The 20,496-nt window shown below is 62.9% G+C and carries 20 protein-coding genes; 11 read left to right on the top strand and 9 right to left on the bottom strand.

Annotated elements, in window-relative coordinates; translation table 11 throughout:
• Positions 1–3: 3 nt before the first annotated feature.
• The 4 genes from coaD to AACO21_RS07925 are packed head-to-tail and all read right to left on the bottom strand — an operon-like array spanning position 4 to position 3,717.
• Positions 4–501: a pantetheine-phosphate adenylyltransferase gene (gene coaD / locus AACO21_RS07940; protein ID WP_346191978.1), complete on the bottom strand. Its 498-nt coding sequence runs from the start codon at positions 499–501 to the stop codon at positions 4–6.
• Positions 498–1,037: a 16S rRNA (guanine(966)-N(2))-methyltransferase RsmD gene (rsmD, locus tag AACO21_RS07935; protein WP_346191977.1), complete on the bottom strand. Its 540-nt coding sequence runs from the start codon at positions 1,035–1,037 to the stop codon at positions 498–500. The genes coaD and rsmD overlap by 4 nt, the downstream gene beginning before the upstream one ends.
• Positions 1,034–2,347: a pitrilysin family protein gene (locus tag AACO21_RS07930; RefSeq protein WP_346191976.1), complete on the bottom strand. Its 1,314-nt coding sequence runs from the start codon at positions 2,345–2,347 to the stop codon at positions 1,034–1,036. Before AACO21_RS07930 ends, rsmD begins: the two co-directional genes overlap by 4 nt.
• A gap of 11 nt (positions 2,348–2,358) precedes the next feature.
• Positions 2,359–3,717: a pitrilysin family protein gene (locus tag AACO21_RS07925; RefSeq protein WP_346191975.1), complete on the bottom strand. Its 1,359-nt coding sequence runs from the start codon at positions 3,715–3,717 to the stop codon at positions 2,359–2,361.
• A 146-nt stretch (positions 3,718–3,863) separates the two neighbouring features.
• On the opposite strand from AACO21_RS07925, the gene ftsY reads away from it, so the two are divergent.
• Genes ftsY through AACO21_RS07905 form a run of 4 tightly spaced genes read left to right on the top strand, consistent with a single transcriptional unit; the run spans position 3,864 to position 8,020 of the window.
• Positions 3,864–4,886, top strand: a complete 1,023-nt coding sequence (gene ftsY, locus AACO21_RS07920) for a signal recognition particle-docking protein FtsY (RefSeq protein WP_346191974.1) — start codon at positions 3,864–3,866, stop codon at positions 4,884–4,886.
• Positions 4,883–5,533 (top strand): ATP-binding cassette domain-containing protein, encoded by a 651-nt coding sequence (locus AACO21_RS07915; protein WP_346191973.1) that lies wholly within the window; start codon positions 4,883–4,885, stop codon positions 5,531–5,533. The genes ftsY and AACO21_RS07915 overlap by 4 nt, the downstream gene beginning before the upstream one ends.
• Positions 5,533–6,429 carry a permease-like cell division protein FtsX gene (ftsX, locus tag AACO21_RS07910; RefSeq protein ID WP_346191972.1) on the top strand — a complete coding sequence of 299 codons (897 nt, stop codon included), beginning with the start codon at positions 5,533–5,535 and terminating at the stop codon, positions 6,427–6,429. Before AACO21_RS07915 ends, ftsX begins: the two co-directional genes overlap by 1 nt.
• On the top strand, positions 6,422–8,020 hold the full coding sequence (locus AACO21_RS07905; protein WP_346191971.1) for an NAD(P)-binding protein: 1,599 nt from the start codon (positions 6,422–6,424) through the stop codon (positions 8,018–8,020). The genes ftsX and AACO21_RS07905 overlap by 8 nt, the downstream gene beginning before the upstream one ends.
• Before the next feature lie 11 nt (positions 8,021–8,031).
• Here AACO21_RS07905 and AACO21_RS07900 read toward each other — a convergent pair whose 3' ends face one another.
• Both AACO21_RS07900 and AACO21_RS07895 read right to left on the bottom strand, forming a co-directional pair.
• The gene (locus AACO21_RS07900; protein ID WP_346191970.1) at positions 8,032–9,255 is read right to left on the bottom strand and encodes a DUF1343 domain-containing protein; all 1,224 of its coding nucleotides are present in this window, start codon (positions 9,253–9,255) and stop codon (positions 8,032–8,034) included.
• 12 nt (positions 9,256–9,267) lie between these two features.
• Positions 9,268–9,813 carry a DOMON-like domain-containing protein gene (locus AACO21_RS07895; RefSeq protein WP_346191969.1) on the bottom strand — a complete coding sequence of 182 codons (546 nt, stop codon included), beginning with the start codon at positions 9,811–9,813 and terminating at the stop codon, positions 9,268–9,270.
• 140 nt (positions 9,814–9,953) lie between these two features.
• Here AACO21_RS07895 and AACO21_RS07890 point away from each other — a divergent pair, with 140 nt between their 5' ends.
• The 5 genes from AACO21_RS07890 to AACO21_RS07870 are packed head-to-tail and all read left to right on the top strand — an operon-like array spanning position 9,954 to position 13,725.
• Positions 9,954–11,318: a TrpB-like pyridoxal phosphate-dependent enzyme gene (locus AACO21_RS07890; protein ID WP_346191968.1), complete on the top strand. Its 1,365-nt coding sequence runs from the start codon at positions 9,954–9,956 to the stop codon at positions 11,316–11,318.
• Positions 11,319–11,324: 6 nt separating this feature from the next.
• Positions 11,325–12,077, top strand: a complete 753-nt coding sequence (locus tag AACO21_RS07885) for an SPOR domain-containing protein (protein ID WP_346191967.1) — start codon at positions 11,325–11,327, stop codon at positions 12,075–12,077.
• Positions 12,074–12,697 carry a dephospho-CoA kinase gene (gene coaE, locus AACO21_RS07880; RefSeq protein WP_346191966.1) on the top strand — a complete coding sequence of 208 codons (624 nt, stop codon included), beginning with the start codon at positions 12,074–12,076 and terminating at the stop codon, positions 12,695–12,697. Before AACO21_RS07885 ends, coaE begins: the two co-directional genes overlap by 4 nt.
• 60 nt (positions 12,698–12,757) lie before the next feature.
• A complete protein-coding gene (zapD, locus tag AACO21_RS07875) occupies positions 12,758–13,516 on the top strand; it encodes a cell division protein ZapD (protein ID WP_346191965.1) in 759 nt (252 codons plus the stop codon).
• Positions 13,517–13,518: 2 nt separating this feature from the next.
• Positions 13,519–13,725: a DNA gyrase inhibitor YacG gene (locus AACO21_RS07870; protein ID WP_346191964.1), complete on the top strand. Its 207-nt coding sequence runs from the start codon at positions 13,519–13,521 to the stop codon at positions 13,723–13,725.
• Between the two features lie 111 nt (positions 13,726–13,836).
• Here AACO21_RS07870 and AACO21_RS07865 read toward each other — a convergent pair whose 3' ends face one another.
• Positions 13,837–14,784, bottom strand: coding sequence for a Nudix family hydrolase (locus tag AACO21_RS07865; protein WP_346191963.1), 948 nt, complete (start codon positions 14,782–14,784; stop codon positions 13,837–13,839).
• Positions 14,781–15,671, bottom strand: coding sequence for an ATP-binding protein (locus AACO21_RS07860; RefSeq protein ID WP_346191962.1), 891 nt, complete (start codon positions 15,669–15,671; stop codon positions 14,781–14,783). The genes AACO21_RS07865 and AACO21_RS07860 overlap by 4 nt, the downstream gene beginning before the upstream one ends.
• A 48-nt stretch (positions 15,672–15,719) precedes the next feature.
• On the opposite strand from AACO21_RS07860, the gene AACO21_RS07855 reads away from it, so the two are divergent.
• Both AACO21_RS07855 and AACO21_RS07850 read left to right on the top strand, forming a co-directional pair.
• A complete protein-coding gene (locus AACO21_RS07855; RefSeq protein WP_346191961.1) occupies positions 15,720–16,979 on the top strand; it encodes a murein transglycosylase A in 1,260 nt (419 codons plus the stop codon).
• Positions 16,980–17,135: 156 nt separating this feature from the next.
• Positions 17,136–18,338, top strand: coding sequence for an ammonium transporter (locus tag AACO21_RS07850; protein ID WP_346191960.1), 1,203 nt, complete (start codon positions 17,136–17,138; stop codon positions 18,336–18,338).
• 258 nt (positions 18,339–18,596) lie between these two features.
• On the opposite strand, the gene AACO21_RS07845 is transcribed toward AACO21_RS07850, so the two are convergent.
• Positions 18,597–20,495 carry a caspase family protein gene (locus AACO21_RS07845; RefSeq protein ID WP_346191959.1) on the bottom strand — a complete coding sequence of 633 codons (1,899 nt, stop codon included), beginning with the start codon at positions 20,493–20,495 and terminating at the stop codon, positions 18,597–18,599.
• Position 20,496: the final 1 nt, after the last annotated feature.

Below are 20,496 nucleotides of genomic sequence, written 5' to 3'. Positions count from 1 at the left end.
CTCTTAATTGACTGAAGATTTTGCCCGAAGGCGGCGTTCAACGCAGGGCTGAACGAATTTACTGACATCGCCCCCAAGGCGTGCGATTTCGCGCACCATGGTGGCAGAAATGAACATGTACTGTTCGCCCGGCGTCAGGAACACGGTTTCGACTTCCGGGTAGAGGCTGCGGTTCATGCCGGCCATCTGGAATTCGTATTCGAAGTCCGAAACGGCGCGCAGGCCGCGCACGATAACCTTGGCGCCCATTTCGTGAACGAAGTTCATGAGCAGGGTGTTGAAGCCCACGATCTCGACGTTTGGCACGTCACCGAGAATTTCCTTCGCCATCTCGACGCGTTCGGCGAGCGAGAAACGGGGCTGCTTGCTCGGGCTCTCGGCAATCGCCAGGATGACGCGGTCGAACAGGCTGGCGGCACGGCGGACCAGGTCTTCGTGGCCGCGGGTCATCGGGTCAAAAGTGCCCGGATAGATCGCTACGCGATGATCGAGTTTGCTCAAGCTTCCCGCCGTAACAAATGAAAGTGGACTTCTCCCGCTTTGCCGTGGCGTACCGTGTGCCACGCACCGAGCGAGGTGATTTCGTATTCCGCTTCGACGTAAAGTTGACCGTCGTCCTTCAGAATCCGGGGCAGGCCCGGGCTCAATTTGTCGATCCAGCCCTTGTTGTAAGGGGGGTCGAGGAAGATCAGGTCGAATTTCGCCGTCGTTGCGGCCAAATATTGTAGCGCATCCCCGCGAACGATCTCCACCGCATCGGGTTTATGGAGCAATTCGTGGTTTTCATGCAACGCGGCCAGAACTCGCGGCATCTTCTCCAGCATCACGACGCGTTCGGCGCCGCGTGAGGCCGCTTCGAAGCCCAGCGCGCCGCTTCCGGCAAAGAGGTCGAGGCAGTGCCAGCCATCGAGTTCCTGGCCGAGCCAGTTGAACAGCGTCTCGCGGACGCGGTCGGGCGTTGGGCGCAGGCCTTCGCTGTCCGGAAAGCGCAGGACGCGGCGACGGAATTCGCCGCCGACGATGCGCACGCTGTTCATTCGCCGGCCACCGTCACGGTGATCAGGCTGTCTGCGCGGATGTGGCGGGAAAAAGCCGCCTTCACGTCGTCGACCGTGACCGCCCGGATTTTGTCCTGATACTGGTCGAGGTAATCGAAGGGCAGGCCATAAAAGGCGATGGCCGCGACGTTATCGAGCAGTTTCTTGTTGCTGTCCAGGCGCAGCGGGAAGCTGCCGGTCAGGTTGGCTTGTGCGGCGGCCAGTTCTTCTTCGGTCGGGCCGTTTTGCACGAAATCGAGCAGGATGTCGCGGGCCAGCTTGAGGGCGTCGCCGGCTTGCTTGCGCTGGGTCTGCAGGCCGATCTGGAAGGGGCCGGGCTGCTTGAGCGGGGCGAAGTAGCTGTAGACGCTGTAGGCATAGCCGCGTTTGTCGCGCACTTCCTTCATCAGGCGCGAGACGAAACCGCCGCCGCCCAGGGTGTAGTTGCCGACGATGAGCGGGAAAAAGTCAGGGTGGCCGCGCTCGATGGCCGGCATGCCCAGATAGACATGGGCCTGGCTGGCCGGATGGGCAATGCGCACGTCCTGGCCGGTCAGTGCTTGCGGCATCACCGGCAACTCGGGGGGGCGGCCTGTCGGCAGGCCTTGGGCGATCCGTTCGGCGATCTGCTCGGCGTCGCGTCGGGAGAGGTCGCCCACCAGGGTAATGCTGGCGTTGCCGACGGTGTAATGGGCGCGATAGAAGGCAGCCAGGTCGTCGCGGCTGAGTGCTGCGACGCTTTCCGGCGTCGCCTGCTTGCCGTAGGGGTGCGCCGGGTAGAGGGCTGCCCAGAAGGCCTTGCCGGCGATGGCGTCGGGGCGGGTCAGGGCGTCTTTCAGGGCGGCGATGGTGCGGGCCTTTTCGCGCTCGAAGATGGCGGCATCGAAGCGCGGCTGATGCAGGACGTCGCGCAGGATGCTCAGGGCGATGTCACGTTTGGCCTTGTCCGAGAGCGTGCGCAGGGCGACGCTGGCGCGGTCGGTATCGGCGCCGCCGCCGAGCGTGGCACCGAGGTCGGCGAGTTGTTCGGCGATCTGGCTTTCGTCGCGGGCGCCGGCGCCGAGGTCAAGCACGGCACGGGTCAGTGCGGCCAGGCCGGCTTTGCCGTCCGGGTCGAACATCGAGCCGGCGCCAAAGTCGACCTGCACGTCGAGCATCGGCAGGACCTTGCTTTCGACAAACTGGACGCGGGCGCCGCCGCTCGTGGTCCAGTGTTCGATCTTGACGCCGGCCTGGGCGGCCTGGCTCAGGCAGAGCGCCAGCAAGGCGGTGAAAAGCGGGGTGAGGGCTGCGGTCAACAGTCGTTTCATGGCGTTTTTCATCAGTGGCGGGTGGCGACGGCCGGGCGGCGCGGTTTGCCGTCCAGCGGTTGCGGATCAAGGACGCCGACGGTCAACGCGTCGTCGGTGAAGTATTTGCGGGCAACGACCTGGATTTCCGCAGCCGTGACCTGCTGCAGTTTTTTCAGCATGCGGTCGAGGGCGGTGTGGGGCAGGCCGACCGATTCGATCTGGCCGATTTCCATGGCCTGGCCGAACATCGAATCGAGCTTGTAGACCTCTCGGGCCAGCAGTTGGGCGCGGGCGCGCTTGAGCTCGGTCTCGCTGATGCCGTTCTGCTGGACGCGGGCCAGTTCGGCCCGGACGGCGGCTTCGAGGTCGGCGACCGTCTTGCCTTCGGCCGGCGTGCCGGAAACGTAGATCATGCCGGGGCCGCGTGCCGTGCCGTCGTAGCCGAAGTCGACGCCGAGGGCGACCTTGTCTTCGCGCACCAGCTTTTTGTTGAAGCGGGCCGCATCGTGACCATCGAGCACGGCGGCCAGCATTTCCAGCGCGTAGGGCTCGCTGTCTTGCTCAACGTCGCGCAGGATGGGGGCTTTCCAGCCCATGATCAGGGTCGGCAATTCGGCCGGCGCTTTCACCGTCACGCGGCGGATGCCTTCCTGGCGCGGTTCGATCTGCGGCTTGCGGACCGGCAAGGGGCGGGCTTCGAGGCCGCCGTAATGCTCCTCGGCGAGGGCGAAGACGGTTTTGTGATCGACATCGCCGGTGATCACCACGTAGGCGTTGTTGGGCACGTACCAGGTGTCGTACCAGGCCTTGGCATCGGCGGCGGTCATCGTTTCCAGGTCGTTCATCCAGCCGATGATCGGGCGGCGGTACGGGTGGGCCTGGAAGGCGACGGCATTCATCTGCTCGAAGAGCTTGGCCTGCGGGTTGTCGTCGGTGCGCATGCGGCGCTCTTCCATGACGACCTTGATTTCCTGCTCGAACTCCTTGGCGTCGACCGTCAGGTGGCGCATGCGGTCGGCTTCCAGCTGCATCATCTCCGGCAGCTTTTCCTTCGGGATCTGCTGGAAGTAGGCCGTGTAGTCGCGGCTGGTGAAGGCATTGTCACGCCCGCCTGCCGCCGCGACACGCTTGTTGAATTCGCCCGGGCCGACATTCGGCGTGCCCTTGAACATCATGTGCTCCAGGACATGGGCGACGCCGGAGCGGCCATCGACCTCATCGATGCTGCCGATGCGGTACCAGACCATCTGGACGGCAGTCGGGGCGCGGCGGTCTTCCTTGACGATGACCTTGAGCCCGTTTTTCAACGTGGTTTCGTAGGGATTGGCGAGCGCGGCGGTCGACAGGCCGGCGGCCACTAAAACGGTGAGCAGGTATTTGAGTCGCATAGGAAAAAGGTCGGTGTGCGGCACGTAGAAAGAGGGCTTTCTGCTAGAATTCGCGGCTGATTCGATGCATCCAACCGGGGGCGGCAAGAGCGGCATCTTAGCGACTCCCCGCCCGCCTGTCAGCAAGGCCTGAGACCACCCTTCCCATGTTCAGTTTCCTGAAAAAATCCACCCCGCAGCCGACGCCCGAGTCGACGGCTGTTCCGGCCGCTTCTCCGACCACTTCTCCGGCCCCCGCAGCCGAGGCTGCCCCGGCCAAGCAATCCTGGCGCGAGCGTCTGTTCGCCGGCCTGGCCAAGACCCGTGCCCAGCTGGGCGGCAAGCTGAAGTCCCTGTTCTCGCGCGGCAAGGTCGACGACGAGCTGCTCGAAGAACTGGAAACCCTGCTCCTGACCTCCGATGTCGGCATCGAGGCGACCACCCATCTGCTGGATGAACTCAAGAAAGCGGCCAAGCGCGACAAGCTGGAAACGCCGGAAGCCATCCAGAAAGCCCTGTCTGACGCGCTCCATGCCGTGCTGCAGCCGCTCGAACAGCCGCTCGATGTGTCCGGGCATTCGCCCTTCGTGATCATGATCGCGGGCGTCAATGGCGCCGGCAAGACGACGTCGATCGGCAAGCTGGCCAAGTATTTCCAGAGCCAGGGCAAGAGCGTGCTGCTCGCCGCCGGCGATACTTTCCGTGCGGCGGCCCGCGAGCAGTTACAGACCTGGGGCGAGCGCAACAACGTGACCGTGATTGCCCAGGAGTCGGGCGATCCGGCGGCGGTGATCTTCGATGCCATTTCCGCAGCCAAGGCGCGCGGCATCGACATCGTGCTGGCCGACACGGCGGGGCGTCTGCCGACCCAGTTGCACCTGATGGAAGAAATCGCCAAGGTGCGCCGCGTGATCCAGAAGGTGGACCCGACCGGTCCGCACGAAACCCTGCTCGTGCTTGACGCCAACATCGGCCAGAACGCGCTGCAACAGGTCAAGGCCTTCGACAAGGCGATCAACGTCACCGGCCTGGTCGTCACCAAGCTCGACGGTTCCGCCAAGGGCGGCGTGGTAGCCGCGATTGCCCGCCAGTGCCCGAAGCCGATCCGCTTCATCGGCGTCGGTGAGCAGATCGATGACCTGCGCCCCTTCTCGGCGCGTGATTTCGTGGATGCCCTGTTCGACCAATGATCGTCGCCAGCAATCTCTGCAAGCGTTATCCGGGCGGCCATGAGGCCCTGTCCGATGTCAGTTTCGAAATTTCGGCCGGGCAGATGGTTTTCATCACCGGCCATTCCGGTGCCGGCAAGACCACGCTGGTCAAGCTGATGGCGTCGGTCGAGCGTCCCACCTCGGGCAGCCTCGTCGTCAATGGCCAGAACCTCTCCGCCTTGCGCCGCAGTGCCTTGCCGTATGTGCGCCGCCATCTCGGCCTCGTTTTCCAGGACCAGAAACTGCTGTTTGACCGCAGCGCCCTGGACAACGTGATGCTGCCGCTGGAAATCGCCGGCCTGCCGCGCCGCGAAGCGATTCGCCGCGCGCAGGCTGCGCTCGACAAGGTGGGCCTGCTGGCGCGTGAAAAAGCCCGGCCGATTGCCCTTTCCGGCGGCGAACAGCAGCGCCTCGCGATTGCCCGTGCCGTGGTTAACCGGCCGACCGTGCTGATTGCCGATGAGCCGACGGGTAACCTGGATACGGCCTCGGCGACCGAAATCCTCGAAATCTTCGCCGATTTCCATCGCGTCGGCGTGACGGTGGTGGTGGCGACCCATGATCAGAACTGGATCGAACGTTACCAGCCCAATGTGCTGTGTCTCGATCACGGGAGGGTGCTGTGATGGCCTGGCTGACCCAGCATCAGGCGGCTTTGGCGGCCGCCTTCCGTCGCTTGTGGGCGACGCCCCTGAATACGCTGCTCTCCTTGTTCGCCATCGGCATCGCCCTGACCCTGCCGGGTTTTGGCTTCGTCCTGCTGGATAACCTGCGCGATGTCGGCCAGAGCGTGGCCGGTGTGCAGCAGATCAGCGTTTTCATGGATGTGGCGGCGAGCCGCAAGGACGTGGCCGAGATCGAAAGCCGCCTCAAGCAGGTGAGCACGGCGCGCGTCACCTTCGTGGCACGCGAGGATGCCTTGAAGCGCCTGCAGAAGAGTGAGGGCATGGCCGAGATCGTGGCCAGCCTGCCCAAGAATCCCTTGCCCGACGCCTTCATCATCGAGCCGGCGAATACGGAGCCGGCGGCGCTGGAAATCATGAAAAAGGAACTGGCGACCTGGCCCAAGGTGGCGCATGTCCAGCTCGACTCGGCCTGGGTCAAGCGCTTTGACGCCTTCCTGCGCTTGGGCAAGCTGGCCTTGTGGATGCTGGCCGGCCTGTTTGCCGCCGGTCTGGTGGCCGTGACCTTCAACACCATCCGCCTGCAGGTGGTGGCGCATGCCGCAGAAATCGAAGTGGCCCGTCTGATCGGCGCCACCGATGCCTTCATCCGTCGTCCCTTCTACTACTACGGGGCGTTGCAGGGGGCCTTTGGCGGTCTGCTGGCCGCCGGGCTGGTGCTGCTGGCGCTGAAGCTGCTGGCCGGGCCGGTCAGCGAACTCGCCGAGCTCTACGGTGCCAGCTTTTCGCTGGGCTTGCCGGGGCCGATGCATGTGCTGGCCTTGAGCGGTGCCGGGGGGTTCCTCGGCTGGCTGGGCGCGCAGTTGTCGGTCAGCCTGTCCCTCACGCAATTTGACTGATCGACGGACATTCCTGCGCAGCCTGGGGGCCTTGGCCCTGGCCGGCTGCGCCTCGAATGATCCGCCCTTGCCGCCGGGCGAACTGCTTGGTCCGGATTTGGCCCGTGGCCACCGGTTGACCGTCGGGGACTTCCCGCCCGTCGCCGAAACACGCCGGGTGAACGTGCTGATCGTGGGCGCCGGTATTTCCGGCTTGTCGGCGGCCTGGCGCCTCAGTCGTCTGGCGGTCGACGATTTTCTGGTGCTGGAAATGGAGCGCGAGCCGGGCGGCAACAGCCGGGGCGGCCAGTCACCCCTCTCCGCTTTCCCGTGGGGGGCGCATTACCTGCCCTTGCCTGGCCCCGGTGCGCAGCATGTCCGCGAACTGCTGGCCGAAACCGGCGTGCTGCAAGGGCCTGCCGATGCCCTGAAACCCCGCTATGACGAACGTTTCCTCTGTGCCACGCCGCAGGAGCGCCTGTTTCGCCACGGTCTCTGGGAAGAGGGCTTGCTCCCGCAGCGTGGCATCGATGCCGCCGAGCGCGATCAGCAACATCGCTTCCAGGCGCACATGCAGACGCTGAAAACGCAGCGTGGCCGGGATGGCCGGCGGGTGTTCGCGTTGCCGATGGCGACGGCCAGCCGCGATCCGGCCTGGCTTGCGCTGGATCGTCCGTCTTTTCGCGACTGGCTGCTGGCCGAGGGCTACACGGCCCCCTCCCTGCACTGGTTGGCCAATTACGCCTGCCGCGATGACTATGGCACCGACTACGCCCGGACCTCGGCCTGGGCCGGCCTGCACTACTTTGCCTGTCGTGACGGAGAGGCGGCCAATGCTTCGCCGGATACGGTCATCACTGCGCCTGATGGGAATGCCTGGCTCATGCGTGCCTTGCTCAAATCTACCAGTGAGCGCTTGCTCACCGATGCCTTCGTCTGGCGCCTGGAGAGCCGCAAGCAGGGCCTGACGGTCGACGTGCTGCACGACGGCAAAACCCTGCGTATCGAAGCACGTCAGGTCATTTGGGCGGCCCCGCACTTCATCCTGCCCAAGGTCTGGGTCAATGCACCGGCAGGCTTGCCCGGGATGGTCGAGGGGCTGTCCTATGCCCCCTGGCTGGTCGCCAACCTGCATCTGTCGGCGCGGCCGATCGAGCGGCATGGTGCGTCGCCGGCCTGGGACAACGTGCTGTTCGACAGCGCCGGCCTCGGCTATGTCGATGCCCAGCATCAGGCATTGCGCCGTCACCCGGGTGGCACGGTGCTGACCTGGTATCGCGCTTTCTCCGAGCTTGATCCGGCGGCGGCCCGGCGCGCCTTGCGCGACCAGCCGAGGGCCGCGTGGGCCGAGCAGGCCTTGAGCGAACTGGCGCGGGTTTTACCCGATATCCGGCAGAAAACGACGCGCGTGGATATATTCCGTCATGGTCACGCCATGGCCCGTCCGACGCCGGGCAGCCTGTTCGGCGGTCGACGTGCTCGCGCCCTGGCCTTTGCCCATCCGCATCTCAGCCTGGCACACGCCGATCTCTCCGGCTTCTCCTTGTTTGAGGAAGCGCAGGATCGGGGCGTGCGGGCAGCCGATACGGTTCGGCGGCGTCTGCACGGCTGAACCGTGGGGTTTTACGGATAGAGAAGATAGGGCGCGCGGGCCGCAAGCCAGGCGGCTTCATCTGCACCGGCCAGCCGATCCAGATCGGCCGGGGTGCTGGCCGGATCGTCCACCCACTCGCGCAGCAGGGGAGAACCGTTGATCAGATCGATGGCCAGGCGGTCGAATTCGTATTCGTAGCCGAAGTCGCGCCAGATCGGGTAATCCGGGTAGAGACGCCGGATGGCCTTGAAGGCGAGGGCCTGCAGGCGCCAGGGCTTGAAGGCGGCATGGTCGTAACCCGGACCTTCGCAATGGATTTGCAGGGCGTGACAGAGTCGACCGTGGAATTTGTGGAAGGTCGGCTCGAACCAGCACTCGCGCACCCGGCAGCCGGCAAACCAGTGAGGCGCCAGGGCGCGCATCTCGGCGAGCACGGCGCGGGCATCGATATCCGGCGCGCCGAACAGGAACTCCAGCGGCCGGGTTGTCCCCCGACCCTCCGACAGTGTCGTGCCTTCCAGCATGACGGTCCCGGCATAGGCCCGCGCCATCCCGAGGTTGGGCGCGTTCGGGCTGGGATTGACCCAGCTGCGTTCAAGGAGCGGCCAGCCGAAGCCCGGTGCGGACTCGGGGCACCAGCCGTCCATCGTGATGACGTGGTAGTCGACGGTGAGGCCCAGCTGGTCGATGAACCAGCGCCCGAGTTCGCCCATGGTCAGGCCATGGCGCATCGGCATCGGGCCGGCGCCGACAAAGCTCTCCCAGCCGGCGCGCAGGGTCAGGCCCTCGACCGGGCGCCCCGCCGGGTTGGGCCGGTCGAGTACCCAGACCGATTTACCGTGCTGCGCGGCGGCTTCGAGGACGTAGCGCAGCGTGGTGATGAAGGTGTAGATGCGGCAGCCGAGATCCTGCAGGTCCACCAGCAGCACATCGAAGCTCGCCATCATCGCGTCGGTCGGGCGGCGTACCTCGCCGTACAGGCTGAACACCGGGATGCCGAATTGCGGATCGACAAAATCGGGCGATTCGACCATGTTGTCCTGCTTGTCGCCCTTGATCCCGTGCTGCGGCCCGAAGGCAGCGGTGAGTGTGAGGTCCGGCAGGGCGGCCAGGGCATCGAGGCTGTGCGTGAGGTCCGCCGTGACCGAGGCCGGGTGGGCCAGCAGGGCGACGCGGCGGCCGCCAAGCGGCGCGCGCAGGGCAGGGTCGGCAAGCAGGCGGTCAATGCCAAAGCGGGGAGCGGTTATCGTCATGGTCCGTCAGGGTCAGGGGCGCGCCAGGTTCAGACAGAAACTGTCGCGCAAGTGGAAATCGGGTTGCGGGCCGGCGTGGCGCAGGGCCCAGTAGGATTTGCTGCCGTCAGCGTGTTCGAGGACGGTGGTCAGGCCCACCTGGAGCGGCGTCCCGCTGGGCAGCAGATGCGCGGGAATATCGGCCTGCAGCAGGTGTTGACCGTCGGGCAGGGGGCTTTGGGTAATCGTCGGGCCCTCGGCGGGCATGGCCGCAGCGCCGCCTTCGCGGTAGGCCGTGAAGTCATAGACGGCCCATGCGCCGGAGGGCGAAAAATTGAATTCCCGGTAGTTCGTCCCGTTTTGGGGGGCAATGAACGCCTCGCAGCAGGTGTGTTGCCACAAGCCATCGGTATGGCGTGCGGGGGCGGGATCGGGCCAGCGCAACTGCGCGACGTTGGCGAGGCAAAAGCCCAGGCGCAGGTTGCCGTTGGCGAGCCAGGCAGTCGTGACAACCACCTGATGGCCGGTTTGGGCCGGGGTGCCGGGGTGGGATGTGAGCGGATGGGAAAGGGGGGGCATGACGAACGATTGAGCGGCCAGCATGCTGGCAGGGCGCAAAAACAGGCGCTACTTTACCTGCTTCGCCCTTGGTCGGCACTTCGTTTTGGGTTAATTTACCTGCTTTGCGGGGCAGGACCCGCTGGGAGAGAGAAAACAACATGACACCGCTGCGCATCAACCTCGAACAAGAAGAAATTCCGACCCACTGGTACAATGTCGTGGCCGACATGCCCAACCCGCCGGCACCGCCGCTCGGGCCGGATGGCAACCCGGTTCCGCCGGAAGCGATGGGGGCGATTTTTCCCGGCCCGATTCTTGAGCAGGAGATGTCGGCGCAGCGCTGGATCGAAATTCCCGAGCCGGTTCGCCAGATTTACGCGCAGTGGCGTCCGGCCCCGCTCTGCCGTGCCCTGCGCCTCGAACAGGCGCTCGGCACCCCGGCCAAGATTTTCTTCAAGTACGAAGGGGTCTCCCCGGCCGGTTCGCACAAGCCGAACTCCGCCGTGCCGCAGGCCTATTACAACAAACTCGCGGGCACCAAGCGTCTGACCACGGAGACGGGGGCGGGCCAATGGGGTTCGTCGATTTCCTACGCGGGCCAGATGTTCGGTCTGCCGGTACGTGTGTATATGGTGAAGGTCAGCTACGGCCAGAAGCCCTTCCGCCGTTCGATGATGCAGACCTGGGGGGCTGAAGTCTTCGCCAGCCCGACCAATCTGACCAATGCCGGTCGCGCCGCGCTGGCTGCCGATCCGGATTGCCAGGGCTCGCTCGGTCTGGCCATTTCCGAAGCGGTCGAAGAGGCTGCGGCCGATCCCGGTACCTGTTACACCCTGGGTTCCGTGCTCAACCACGTGCTGCTGCATCAGACCGTGATTGGTCTGGAAGCCAAGAAGCAGTTCGAGAAAATCGGCCTCTACCCGGACGTGATCTTCGGGCCCTGCGGTGGCGGTTCGAGCTTTGGCGGCATCGCTTTCCCCTTCCTGGCCGACAAAGCGGCGGGCGACAAGCGCGCGGCCAACCTGCGTTGCGTGGCGGTCGAGCCGACCTCCTGCCCGACGCTGACCAAGGGCGCATATACCTACGATTACGGCGATGCCTCCGGTTACACGCCGATCATGAAGATGTACACCCTCGGCCACGACTTCATGCCACCGGGCATCCACGCCGGTGGTCTGCGCTATCACGGTGACTCGCCGCTGGTCTCCCAGCTTTTCCACGAAAAGCTGCTGGAAGCGGTGGCCGTGCCGCAGGTGGCGACTTTCGAAGCCGGCGTCCAGTTTGCCCGCGCTGAAGGCATCATCCCGGCACCGGAATCCTGTCACGCCATTCGTGCAGCGATCGACGAAGCCTTGCGCTGCAAGGCGACCGGCGAAGCCAAGACCATCCTGTTCTGCCTGACCGGCCACGGTCACTTCGACATGGCGTCCTACGACAAATTCTTCTCCGGCCAGCTGGAGGACTACGAGTACCCGCAGGAGGCGATCGCCGAGTCGCTCAAGCATCTCCCGAAGGTGGGCTGATCCATCGTGCAACTGCTCGTTTTCCTCCTCGTACTGGCCAACATCCTGTTTTATGCCTTCAGCGCCGGGCTGTTTGGGCATCCGGACAATCCGGACGCCAATCGGGCCGCCCAGCAGGTCGCCCCGGACAAAATCCGGGTCGTTTCCCGCGGTGAGGCACCCCAAGGCAAGGCGTCGGTCGCTTCTGGCGCCGACGTGGTGAAGCCGTCCGAGCCGGAGGCCGAGCCTGAGGCAGCGGGCTCGTCTGTCGGCGCTGCTGCTGCGGCAGCCTCCGGCGTTCCTGCCGCAGCGCCGGAGCCAGCCCCGTTCTGCCTGTACTGGGAGCGGGTGCCCCTGGCAGATGGCAATCGCCTGGTTGCTCAGATCGAGGCCCGCCTGAAAAGCGTGAAGGTCACGCGCAAGGTCCTGCCGGGCGATGGGGGGTGGTGGGTGCATCTGCCGCCCCAGCCGAGTCGCCCGGAGGCGGATCGGCGGGCCGAGGAATTGAAGAAGGCGGGTATCAGCGACTACTTCATCGTGCAGGAGGCGGGGCCGAATCGTTTTGCCATCTCCCTCGGTATTTTCTCGACGGAAAAAGCGGCGCAGGAGCAGTTGGCCGAGGTCAAAGGAAAAGGGTTCAAGACCGTCCGCCTCGTGCAGCGGCCCGGCAAAGACAGTGCGCTGCAGATTGAGGTGCGCGGACCGGCTGTCGCCCGCGAGGGCCTCCTCACGGTGGCGGGGCGCGTTGCCGCCGAGCGCAAGCCCACGGAGTGCCCGTGAGTGGTTTTGTGGTTGGGCTGACCGGGGGCATCGGCAGCGGTAAATCGACCGTAGCCGATTTGTTTGTGGCGGCAGGCGCCGGTTTGGTCGATACCGATGCGATTGCACATGAACTGACCGCGCCGGATGGTGCTGCCATGCCCGCCATTGCGGCGGCATTTGGTGCCGCGGTGCTGACGCCAACGGGGGCGCTGGACCGCGCTGCCATGCGCCAGCGGGTCTTTGCCGATGCAGGCGCGCGCCAGCAGCTTGAGGCCATCCTTCATCCGATGATCCGGCAGTTGTCGGATGCGCGGTGCTTGGCTGCGACCACGCCTTATGTCGTGCTGGCCGTCCCCCTGCTGGTCGAGTCCGGCACGTATCGGGCGCGCTGTGACCGGATCGTGGTGGTTGACTGCCCCGAGTCGCTGCAAATCGAGCGCGTGATGGCCCGTAACGGCCTTGCTGCTGATCAGGTGCGTGCGATCATGGCGGCCCAGGCAACACGGGCGGATCGTCTGGCGGCGGCGGATGACGTTGTCTTGAATGACGGCGGCCTGACAAAACTTTACGAGCAGGTCGAGCGCTTGCATTTAAATTACCTACGCCAATCGGCCGAAAAAGCTAAAGCAAACTGTTGAGATTTGCCTGCAAATGGCTCAGAATTAGGACAATTTTCCCATTTTGCCTACCGGGGTCGTGTGATCACCTACGAATATCCTTTCAACGAGCGCATCCGCACATTGCTGCGCCTGGAGGATCTTTTCGACAAAACGGCCTATTTCGCCCAGAGCGAGGGGCAACTGGAACACCACACTGCGCTGGTCACCCTGTTCGAAATCCTGGAAGTGGCCGGCCGTGCCGATCTCAAGCTGGATCTGATCCAGGAGCTTGAGCGTCAGCGCCAGACCCTGCTCGCTTACCGTAACAACCCCGATATCTCCGAGGAAGCCCTTTCCGGCGCCTTGTATGAGATCGAGCAATCGTCGGCCGCCCTGTTGAGCATGACGGGCAAGATCGGTCAGTACCTTCGTGACAACGATTGGCTGATGAGTATCAAGAGTCGGGCCGTGATGCCGGGCGGGGTGTGTGAATTCGACCTGCCGTCCTACTACTGGTGGCTGAATCGTCCCGTGGATGCCCGTCGTGAAGCCATTGATGGCTGGAGCCGGCCGCTTTACCCGCTGCGTGACGCGGCAGCGATCGTCCTGCGCCTGTTGCGCTCGAGCGGTGCGCCGAAGCCGCATCTGGCCGGCAATGGTCAGTTCCAGCTCAATCTGGGCGGTTCGGCGGCGCAGATGGTGCGTGTGGCGGTGGATAACGACGAGCCGGCCATCCCGGAAGTCAGCGCCAACAAGTATTTCCTGAACATCCGCTTCACCAAGCCGCCCAGCGGCGAGATCAAAGCCAAGATCTGCGAGCGCGATGTCAGCTTCAAACTTACCTTCTGCAATCTCTGATCATGGCCGGACGTATCGTGCGCTGCCCGCAGTGCGGCGGGGATGCCGTATTTGCTCCCGAAAACAAATGGCGTCCGTTCTGTTCCGAGCGCTGCAAGCAGATTGATCTCGGCTGCTGGGCCAACGAGGATTACCGCATTGCCGGACAGGTCAGCGATGACGAGGCCGGCGCCCCCGGCCTTGAGTTTCCGGATGCGCCGCAGCGCTGAGGCCTGAGTCTCCGGCGGGGCGCACGATTTGCCGCCCGGCTTTCCTCTGGCGGCATGCTTCCCGTTTTGAGGCGTGCCCGACGGTCGACCGTCGGGCAAACCCGATTTTCGCTACCAGCCCCGCATCAGGGCGATGCCGTGGGCCCCGTGTGCCTGTGCCGTGGCAAGATGCCCGGCTTGCATGCCGCCGAGCGCAAAGACCGGCAGGGTGTTGCCTTGCAGGCGCTGGCCAAACTCAGCCCAGCCGAGGCCGCTGGCTTCCGGGTGGGTGGGCGTCGGCAGGACCGGTCCGAGCAGGGCGTAATCCAGGTTCAGTGCGCCCGCCTGCTGAATCTCCGCTGCGCTATGGCAGGAGGCACCGACCCAGGCAAAGTCCGGCCGGCTCGTGCAACGTGCCAGGCTCTCGGAAGAGAGGTGGATGCCATCGGCCCCGACGCGCCGGGCAATCTCCGGGCTGTCGTTGACGACCACCAGGGCGCCGCGTCCGTGGGCGAGGCGGGTGACGGTTTCGGCAAACCACAGCCGTTGCGCATCGGGCCATGATTTGTCGCGGATCTGGATCAGGCCCAATCCGTTGTCGAGCGCGGCTTCCAGTCGCTCGAGCTGGCGCTCGACCCCTTCGATTTCACCCATGGTGATGGCCATTTGCGTCGGCAAAGACAGGGCTTTCAGGATTGGGTCGTTCGCCGGCAAGATGGGCGATACCCGTGCCGCCTCGCCACAGGCCATCCAGTCGACGGCGCTGTGTTCTAGGGGCGCGGTGATGCCGATTTCGCCCTCCCAAGCCGTCACGCGCCAGAAATTCAGGCGCACGGTCGCGTGCGGGTAGGTGAACTGACGTGTCAGCCAGGGCGAGCAGGCCGTGACGGTGATGCCGAGTTCTTCGTTCAGTTCCCGGATCAGGGCCGCTTTCACGTGCTCGCCCGGTTCGACCTTGCCGCCCGGAAACTCCCAGTAGCCGGCGTAGACTTTGCCCTCCGGGCGCTGGGCGAGGAGAAACTCCTTGCCGTCAGCGCGCAGCATGACGGCCGCGGCTACTTCGACGATGTGGTCGCTCATGCCGAGGCTCCGGCTTGCAGGCGCCCCGCGAGGTCGCGGGCAAATTGCCAGGCGACCCGGCCCGAGCGGGAGCCCCGGCTGAGTGCCCAGTTGAGGGCTTCGCGCTCGTTGGCGGCAATGACGTCTTCCTCGACGCCAAATTCGCGCAGCCAGCGTTGCACCACGGCCAGGTAGTCGTCCTGGCTGAAGGGGTAAAAGGAAATCCACAGGCCGAAGCGTTCGGAGAGGGAAATTTTTTCCTCCGTCGCTTCGCCTGGATGAATTTCATCATCCACGCGTTGCGTGTCCAGATTTTCCGAAAAGTACTCGGGCATCAGATGGCGACGGTTCGAGGTGGCGTAAATCAGGACATTGTCCGGCGGCGCAGCAATGGAGCCATCGAGCACCGTTTTGAGGGCTTTGTAGGCGGTTTCGCCTGCTTCGAACGAGAGATCGTCGCAGAAAATGATGAATTTTTCCGGTCGACCGTCGAGCAGGTCGACGATATCCGGCAGATCAACCAGGTCGTTCTTGTCGACTTCAATCAGGCGCAGCCCCTCGGCAGAAAAGGCATTGAGCACGGCCTTCACCAGCGAGGATTTGCCGCAGCCGCGCGAGCCAGTGAGCAGCACGTTGTTGGCCCCGCCGCCCTGAACAAACTGGCGGGTATTGGCGACGATGCGGGCTTTCTGGTCGTCGATGGTTTCCAGTTCGTCGAGCTGAATGGGGTGCGGATGGCGTACAGCTTGCAGCCAGCCGCGGCCTTGGGTCTTGCGCCAGCGAAATGCCACGGCGGCAGACCAGTCAGGTGCCGGCAGGGCCGGTGGCAGCGTTGTTTCAAGGCGGGCCAGGACGGTTTCGGCTTGGCCGAGCAGGCGCTCAAGGCGCAGAGAATCGAGGGCAGTCACAGGTATACTTCGCGACAAATTGGTCAGCCCCGCACTCTAACGAAAGCAATGCAAAAACTCCACGCTGTTCTCCGCCCGCTGCTGCCCGCGCTGCTGGCCGTACTCGCGGCTTGCGCGCCGCTCATGCCGACCTCGCCGCCGCCTGAAAAAGAAGGGGGGGCGGCCTGCCCCACCTGTCCGGCTTGTCCTGTTTGCCCGCCGCCGCCGGTAGTCACGCCCAGCGTGCCGCCAAGTCCTCAGCCGTTCGTGCGCCACTATGTCCCGGCGGTCTGGGCCGATCTGCCCGGTTGGCAGGATGACGATCACGCTGCGGCCTGGACGGCATTTTTGTCCTCCTGCCGGGGGATGGCTTCCCGCCCGCATGGTGCGGCCTGGAAATCGGTGTGCGATCAGGCGCGTACGGCCGGGCCCTTGGCGGAGAACGCCCCGGCTGCCCGACAGTTCTTCGAGAAGCATTTGCGGCCCTATGCCGTGCTGAGTGGCGATGGCAAGGCCGAGGGCATGGTGACCGGTTACTATGAGCCCCTGTTGCGGGGGAGCCGGCATGCGCAAAAGGGCTTCGAACAACCCGTGCGCGGTGTGCCGGACGACTTGCTGACGATTGATCTGTCGGCCCTCTTTCCTGAGTTGAAGGACAAGCGCGTGCGTGGTCGCTTGGAGGGCAACAAAGTCGTGCCCTACTGGTCGCGTGCAGAGATTCAATCCCGTGGCGAGCGTCTGCCCGCCAAGACCTTGCTCTATGTCGATGATGCGGTCGAGCTTTTCTTCCTGCAGGTGCAAGGCTCGGGGCGGGTGCGTCTGCCGGATGGCAGCATGGTGCGCCTGAACTACGCGGATCAGAATGGTCATCCCTATCAATCGATCGGCCGGGTTCTGATCGAGCGGGGTGAATTGAAGCTCGAAGACGCTTCCATGCAGGGGATTCAGGCCTGGGCACGTGCTAACCCAGCGCGTTTGAATGAGTTGCTGAACGCCAATCCTAGCTATGTCTTCTTCCGGGAGTTGCCTGATAGCAAGGTCGGGCCGCAAGGTGCCTTGGGGGTGCCGCTGACGGCGGAGCGCAGCATCGCGATTGATCCTCGTGCCATTCCCTTGGGCGCGCCGGTCTTCCTTGCCACGACGCGACCGAATTCGGTTCAGGCGTTGCAACGCCTGGTTTTGGCGCAAGATACCGGTGGCGCCATCAAAGGCGCTGTTCGCGCAGATTTTTTCTGGGGATTTGGTCGCGAGGCGGGCGAGCAGGCTGGGCGGATGAAACAGTCCGGCCGGTATTGGCTCCTGTGGCCGCAGGGTATCGCACCGAAATAAGGCGTCCGCACCGCAAGCGTGCTGAAAATGCATAATTGCACCAATACTGTGCGCATGAGTGGCTATGATAAACGCTAGTGCACTGATTTGATGCGATTTTGCGGCACTGGAATGGTGCTTGCTTTAGATGCGTCCAGTTATCTTTCAGGAGGTTTCATGGACGCTTTCCAAACTGGCAGCAACGTGCTGTTCATCCTGCTTGGGGCCATTATGGTGTTGGCCATGCATGCGGGCTTTGCATTCCTCGAGGTGGGGACGGTTCGCAAGAAAAACCAGGTGAATGCTTTGGTCAAGATTTTGACCGACTTCGGTGTATCGACTCTGGCGTATTTCTTCATTGGCTACGGCGTGGCCTATGGCATCCATTTCTTCAGTGGCGTCGAGACGCTGATGGAGAAGGGGGGCTTTGAGCTGACCAAGTTCTTTTTCCTCCTGACCTTTGCTGCGGCCATTCCGGCCATCATCTCCGGTGGGATTGCCGAGCGGGCGAAATTTCACCCGCAGCTCATGGCGACGTTTCTGCTGGTCGGGTTTGTTTACCCGTTCTTTGAGGGGATTGCCTGGAATCAGGCGTTCGGGATTCAAGCTTGGCTGAAGGCCACCTTTGGCGAAGAGTTCCATGATTTCGCCGGCTCGGTGGTGGTGCATGCCATGGGCGGCTGGATTGCCCTGCCGGCCGTGCTCCTGCTGGGCGCACGTTATGGCCGTTACAGCAAGGATGGCCGTATTTCTGCCCATCCGCCTTCCTCCATTCCCTTCCTGGCCCTGGGCTCCTGGATCCTGATCGTCGGTTGGTTTGGTTTCAATGTCATGAGTGCGCAGACGCTGGACAAGATTTCCGGCCTGGTCGCGCTGAATTCCCTGATGGCAATGGTGGGTGGGACGATGGTGGCGCTGATCCTGGGCAAAAATGACCCGGGTTTCGTGCACAACGGTCCTCTCGCCGGCTTGGTTGCCGTTTGTGCGGGTTCCGACCTGATGCATCCGATGGGGGCGCTGGTTGTGGGGGGCGTTGCAGGCGGACTGTTTGTCGTGATGTTCACGCTGACCCAGAACCGCTGGAAAATTGACGATGTCCTGGGGGTGTGGCCCTTGCATGGCCTCTGTGGTGCCTGGGGGGGTATTGCTGCAGGTATTTTCGGCAGCAAGGCACTGGGTGGCGCCGGCGGGGTCGCTTTCATGCCCCAACTGATCATGACAGCCCTGGCCATTGTGGTCGCGCTTGTCGGTGGCTTTGCGGTCTACGGTCTGATGAAGGCAGTTTTCGGCCTGCGCCTCGATCAGGAAGAAGAATACGAAGGGGCGGATCTCTCCATTCACAAAATTACTGCAACGCCGGAGCGCGAGCCGAACTGGTAAGGTTTTGATAGGAAACAATTAAGTCTGTCGGGAGACCAGTGAAAGGGGAGCCAGTGGTGCTCCCCTTTCACATTGTCCCTATCGGGCGCGTTCTCAGTCAGCCTCGTTAAAAAGCATCCGGCTTAATGAACTCCTGCCCTGTGACTTCAGAGGCCATGCCGCACACAAATTGCCGCCGGGACTATTCAGTTTTCTCCTGTGGCACTAAACGAAAAAGCCCCGGTTTGCCGGGGCTTTTGTTAGCTGGCGCTGGACAAGTCAGCGATAGCTACGCTTCTCGAAGAAGTAATCGCCACCACGTTCGTGTCCTGCTGTCGTTGACGCACCATACTGTGGTGTTTGGGGGTAAAGCTCCACAACGCGTGATTTGATCTCTTCGAAGAGATTGCTTCCCGGAGCAAGGCGCTCCAGTTTCTGAATCGATTTCTGGAGGCTCCAGGCGAAGATGGAAAATCCGTCTTTCCCTTCGTCTGAAACAGGTTCCTCGCCGCCTGAGGACATCACGATGACCGAGCGTTTGCTGAGGGTTTGTTTGGTGGCTGTTGAAGCGGTCGTTTCAGTGATTTTGTATTCGCGCGTCAAACTGCCTGAGTAGCAACTGTCTGAAACAAGAATGATCTGTCGGGCAGGCAATAGCGAGAGCAGGCGGGTAATGTCGTCGTTTGAAATCCATTTTTCCGGTGTGTCTGCACGGCCGTCTGCCGGAATCCAGTATCCCTTGCCCGTGTCTTCGTCAAGAAAGCCGTGCCCTGCAAAATACAGGATGACACTATCGGAGGGCGTGAGTTTTGCTGCAAGCTTGAGCATTGCGTCAACGATCTCCGCCCGTGATCCATCTGTGATGGTTTCAGCGACATAACCGAGCTTGGTGGTCAGTTCGTTTCCGATGGCTTTGACATCACGTTGAGCCGATTCCAGGGCAGGAATATCAGGGTCCGCGTAGTTGTTGATGCCAATCAGTAGTGCGCGTTTGACCTGAATTTCCGGCAAATAAGCGAACTTGGGTGGGCCTTGGATTTCTTCGCTGTTCAATATCTGATCTGCCAGTTTTCGAGCGTTGGCGGATTTCGTGTCCTGTGAGCGAACGGGGGTTATGGCGCGCATTTCACGCTTGATGTCTCGAGTGCGTGTCGGGACGATGTGCTCCGGGATGCATTCTTGGGTAAGGTTGCCGCAACTCGGTAGACGGGCCGCATCGGGTGATTGCGTCAGAATGTTCAGTGCAGGGCGGAGAATTTCGCGCTTTAGTTCATGACGCAGCGCTTGGTTTTCCAGAAGCGCTTGGGTATTTTGAGATTGAGCGGCTTGCAAGAGGCCAAAATTGATTCTCGTTTCTTCTCGCCTCGTGGAGGCGCGCGCTTGTGTTGCCTTTTGCTGATCGCGATCCCGTTGTTTGGCCACCTCGCTCGCGCGATAAAGACTGCCCTCCAGTTGGGGGAGTTGAGTGGCTTCACCCAGTGTCGGGATATTTCTTTCGCTGAGCAACCGTAGCTTGGCGCGGGTCAGTGCTTCCTGTGCCCTGATATTTTGCAAGCGCGTATCGGCGAAATCACGGGCGTTTTTTGAATGATGAAAGCGCGCCTCCCAACTTGCCTCTAAGCGCTCTGCTTTATGCCAGGCCAACAAGGCATTCAGACGGGCTTGTTCCAGTTTGGCGGCGGGATACTCAGTTTTGATGAACTGGTGGGCAGCCGTTGGCGTGTGGGATTCTGGCTGTGTGGTGCGGGCGAGTGAGGCAAATGCCTGAATCAATTGCGCAGCTTCAGCTTTGGCTTCACGAATCTTGCTACGATCGCGCCCGTTCGATGGCGCTTCGTCATCGATGTTCCAGATCAGGTTTGCTTTGAGTGTGGCATCCAGTGTCAGCTGTGCTTTGATGGCAGGTTGCGCGCCAATGTCTACCACTGTTTGGTCGGTGCGCGACCATCCACAATGTACGCTTGCACCGCGACAAGGGTCTTGCATAAAAGTAGGTAGTGCAGGTGCTGCTGGATTGTTGGCGTTCAGTGGCGGGTTGGGGGCTGTAGCCTGGGCTATCCGCAATGGAGGGTGCGTTCTTTTTAGGAGGAGCGCCGTTTCTTCATCCGTTTGCGCGTATGTTTGGCCGATGAAGCACAGGGTGATGCAGAATGAGAGTGTGCGGTAGCGACTGTTCATG

The organism is Dechloromonas sp. ZS-1 (assembly GCF_039649255.1).
In the GTDB taxonomy this organism is placed as follows: domain Bacteria; phylum Pseudomonadota; class Gammaproteobacteria; order Burkholderiales; family Rhodocyclaceae; genus Azonexus.
The sequence above is the reverse complement of the archived record's forward strand: the minus strand, read 5'-3'. Positions and strand labels throughout refer to the sequence as shown.

Coding starts and splice junctions, on each gene's coding strand:
- rsmD (WP_346191977.1), bottom strand. CDS start 1,037: ATGAACAGCGTGCGCATCGTCGGCGGCGAATTCCGTCGCCGCGTCCTG.
- AACO21_RS07930 (WP_346191976.1), bottom strand. CDS start 2,347: ATGAAACGACTGTTGACCGCAGCCCTCACCCCGCTTTTCACCGCCTTG.
- AACO21_RS07925 (WP_346191975.1), bottom strand. CDS start 3,717: ATGCGACTCAAATACCTGCTCACCGTTTTAGTGGCCGCCGGCCTGTCG.
- ftsY (WP_346191974.1), top strand. CDS start 3,864: ATGTTCAGTTTCCTGAAAAAATCCACCCCGCAGCCGACGCCCGAGTCG.
- AACO21_RS07915 (WP_346191973.1), top strand. CDS start 4,883: ATGATCGTCGCCAGCAATCTCTGCAAGCGTTATCCGGGCGGCCATGAG.
- ftsX (WP_346191972.1), top strand. CDS start 5,533: ATGGCCTGGCTGACCCAGCATCAGGCGGCTTTGGCGGCCGCCTTCCGT.
- AACO21_RS07900 (WP_346191970.1), bottom strand. CDS start 9,255: ATGACGATAACCGCTCCCCGCTTTGGCATTGACCGCCTGCTTGCCGAC.
- AACO21_RS07895 (WP_346191969.1), bottom strand. CDS start 9,813: ATGCCCCCCCTTTCCCATCCGCTCACATCCCACCCCGGCACCCCGGCC.
- AACO21_RS07890 (WP_346191968.1), top strand. CDS start 9,954: ATGACACCGCTGCGCATCAACCTCGAACAAGAAGAAATTCCGACCCAC.
- AACO21_RS07870 (WP_346191964.1), top strand. CDS start 13,519: ATGGCCGGACGTATCGTGCGCTGCCCGCAGTGCGGCGGGGATGCCGTA.
- AACO21_RS07865 (WP_346191963.1), bottom strand. CDS start 14,784: ATGAGCGACCACATCGTCGAAGTAGCCGCGGCCGTCATGCTGCGCGCT.
- AACO21_RS07855 (WP_346191961.1), top strand. CDS start 15,720: ATGCAAAAACTCCACGCTGTTCTCCGCCCGCTGCTGCCCGCGCTGCTG.
- AACO21_RS07850 (WP_346191960.1), top strand. CDS start 17,136: ATGGACGCTTTCCAAACTGGCAGCAACGTGCTGTTCATCCTGCTTGGG.
- AACO21_RS07845 (WP_346191959.1), bottom strand. CDS start 20,495: ATGAACAGTCGCTACCGCACACTCTCATTCTGCATCACCCTGTGCTTC.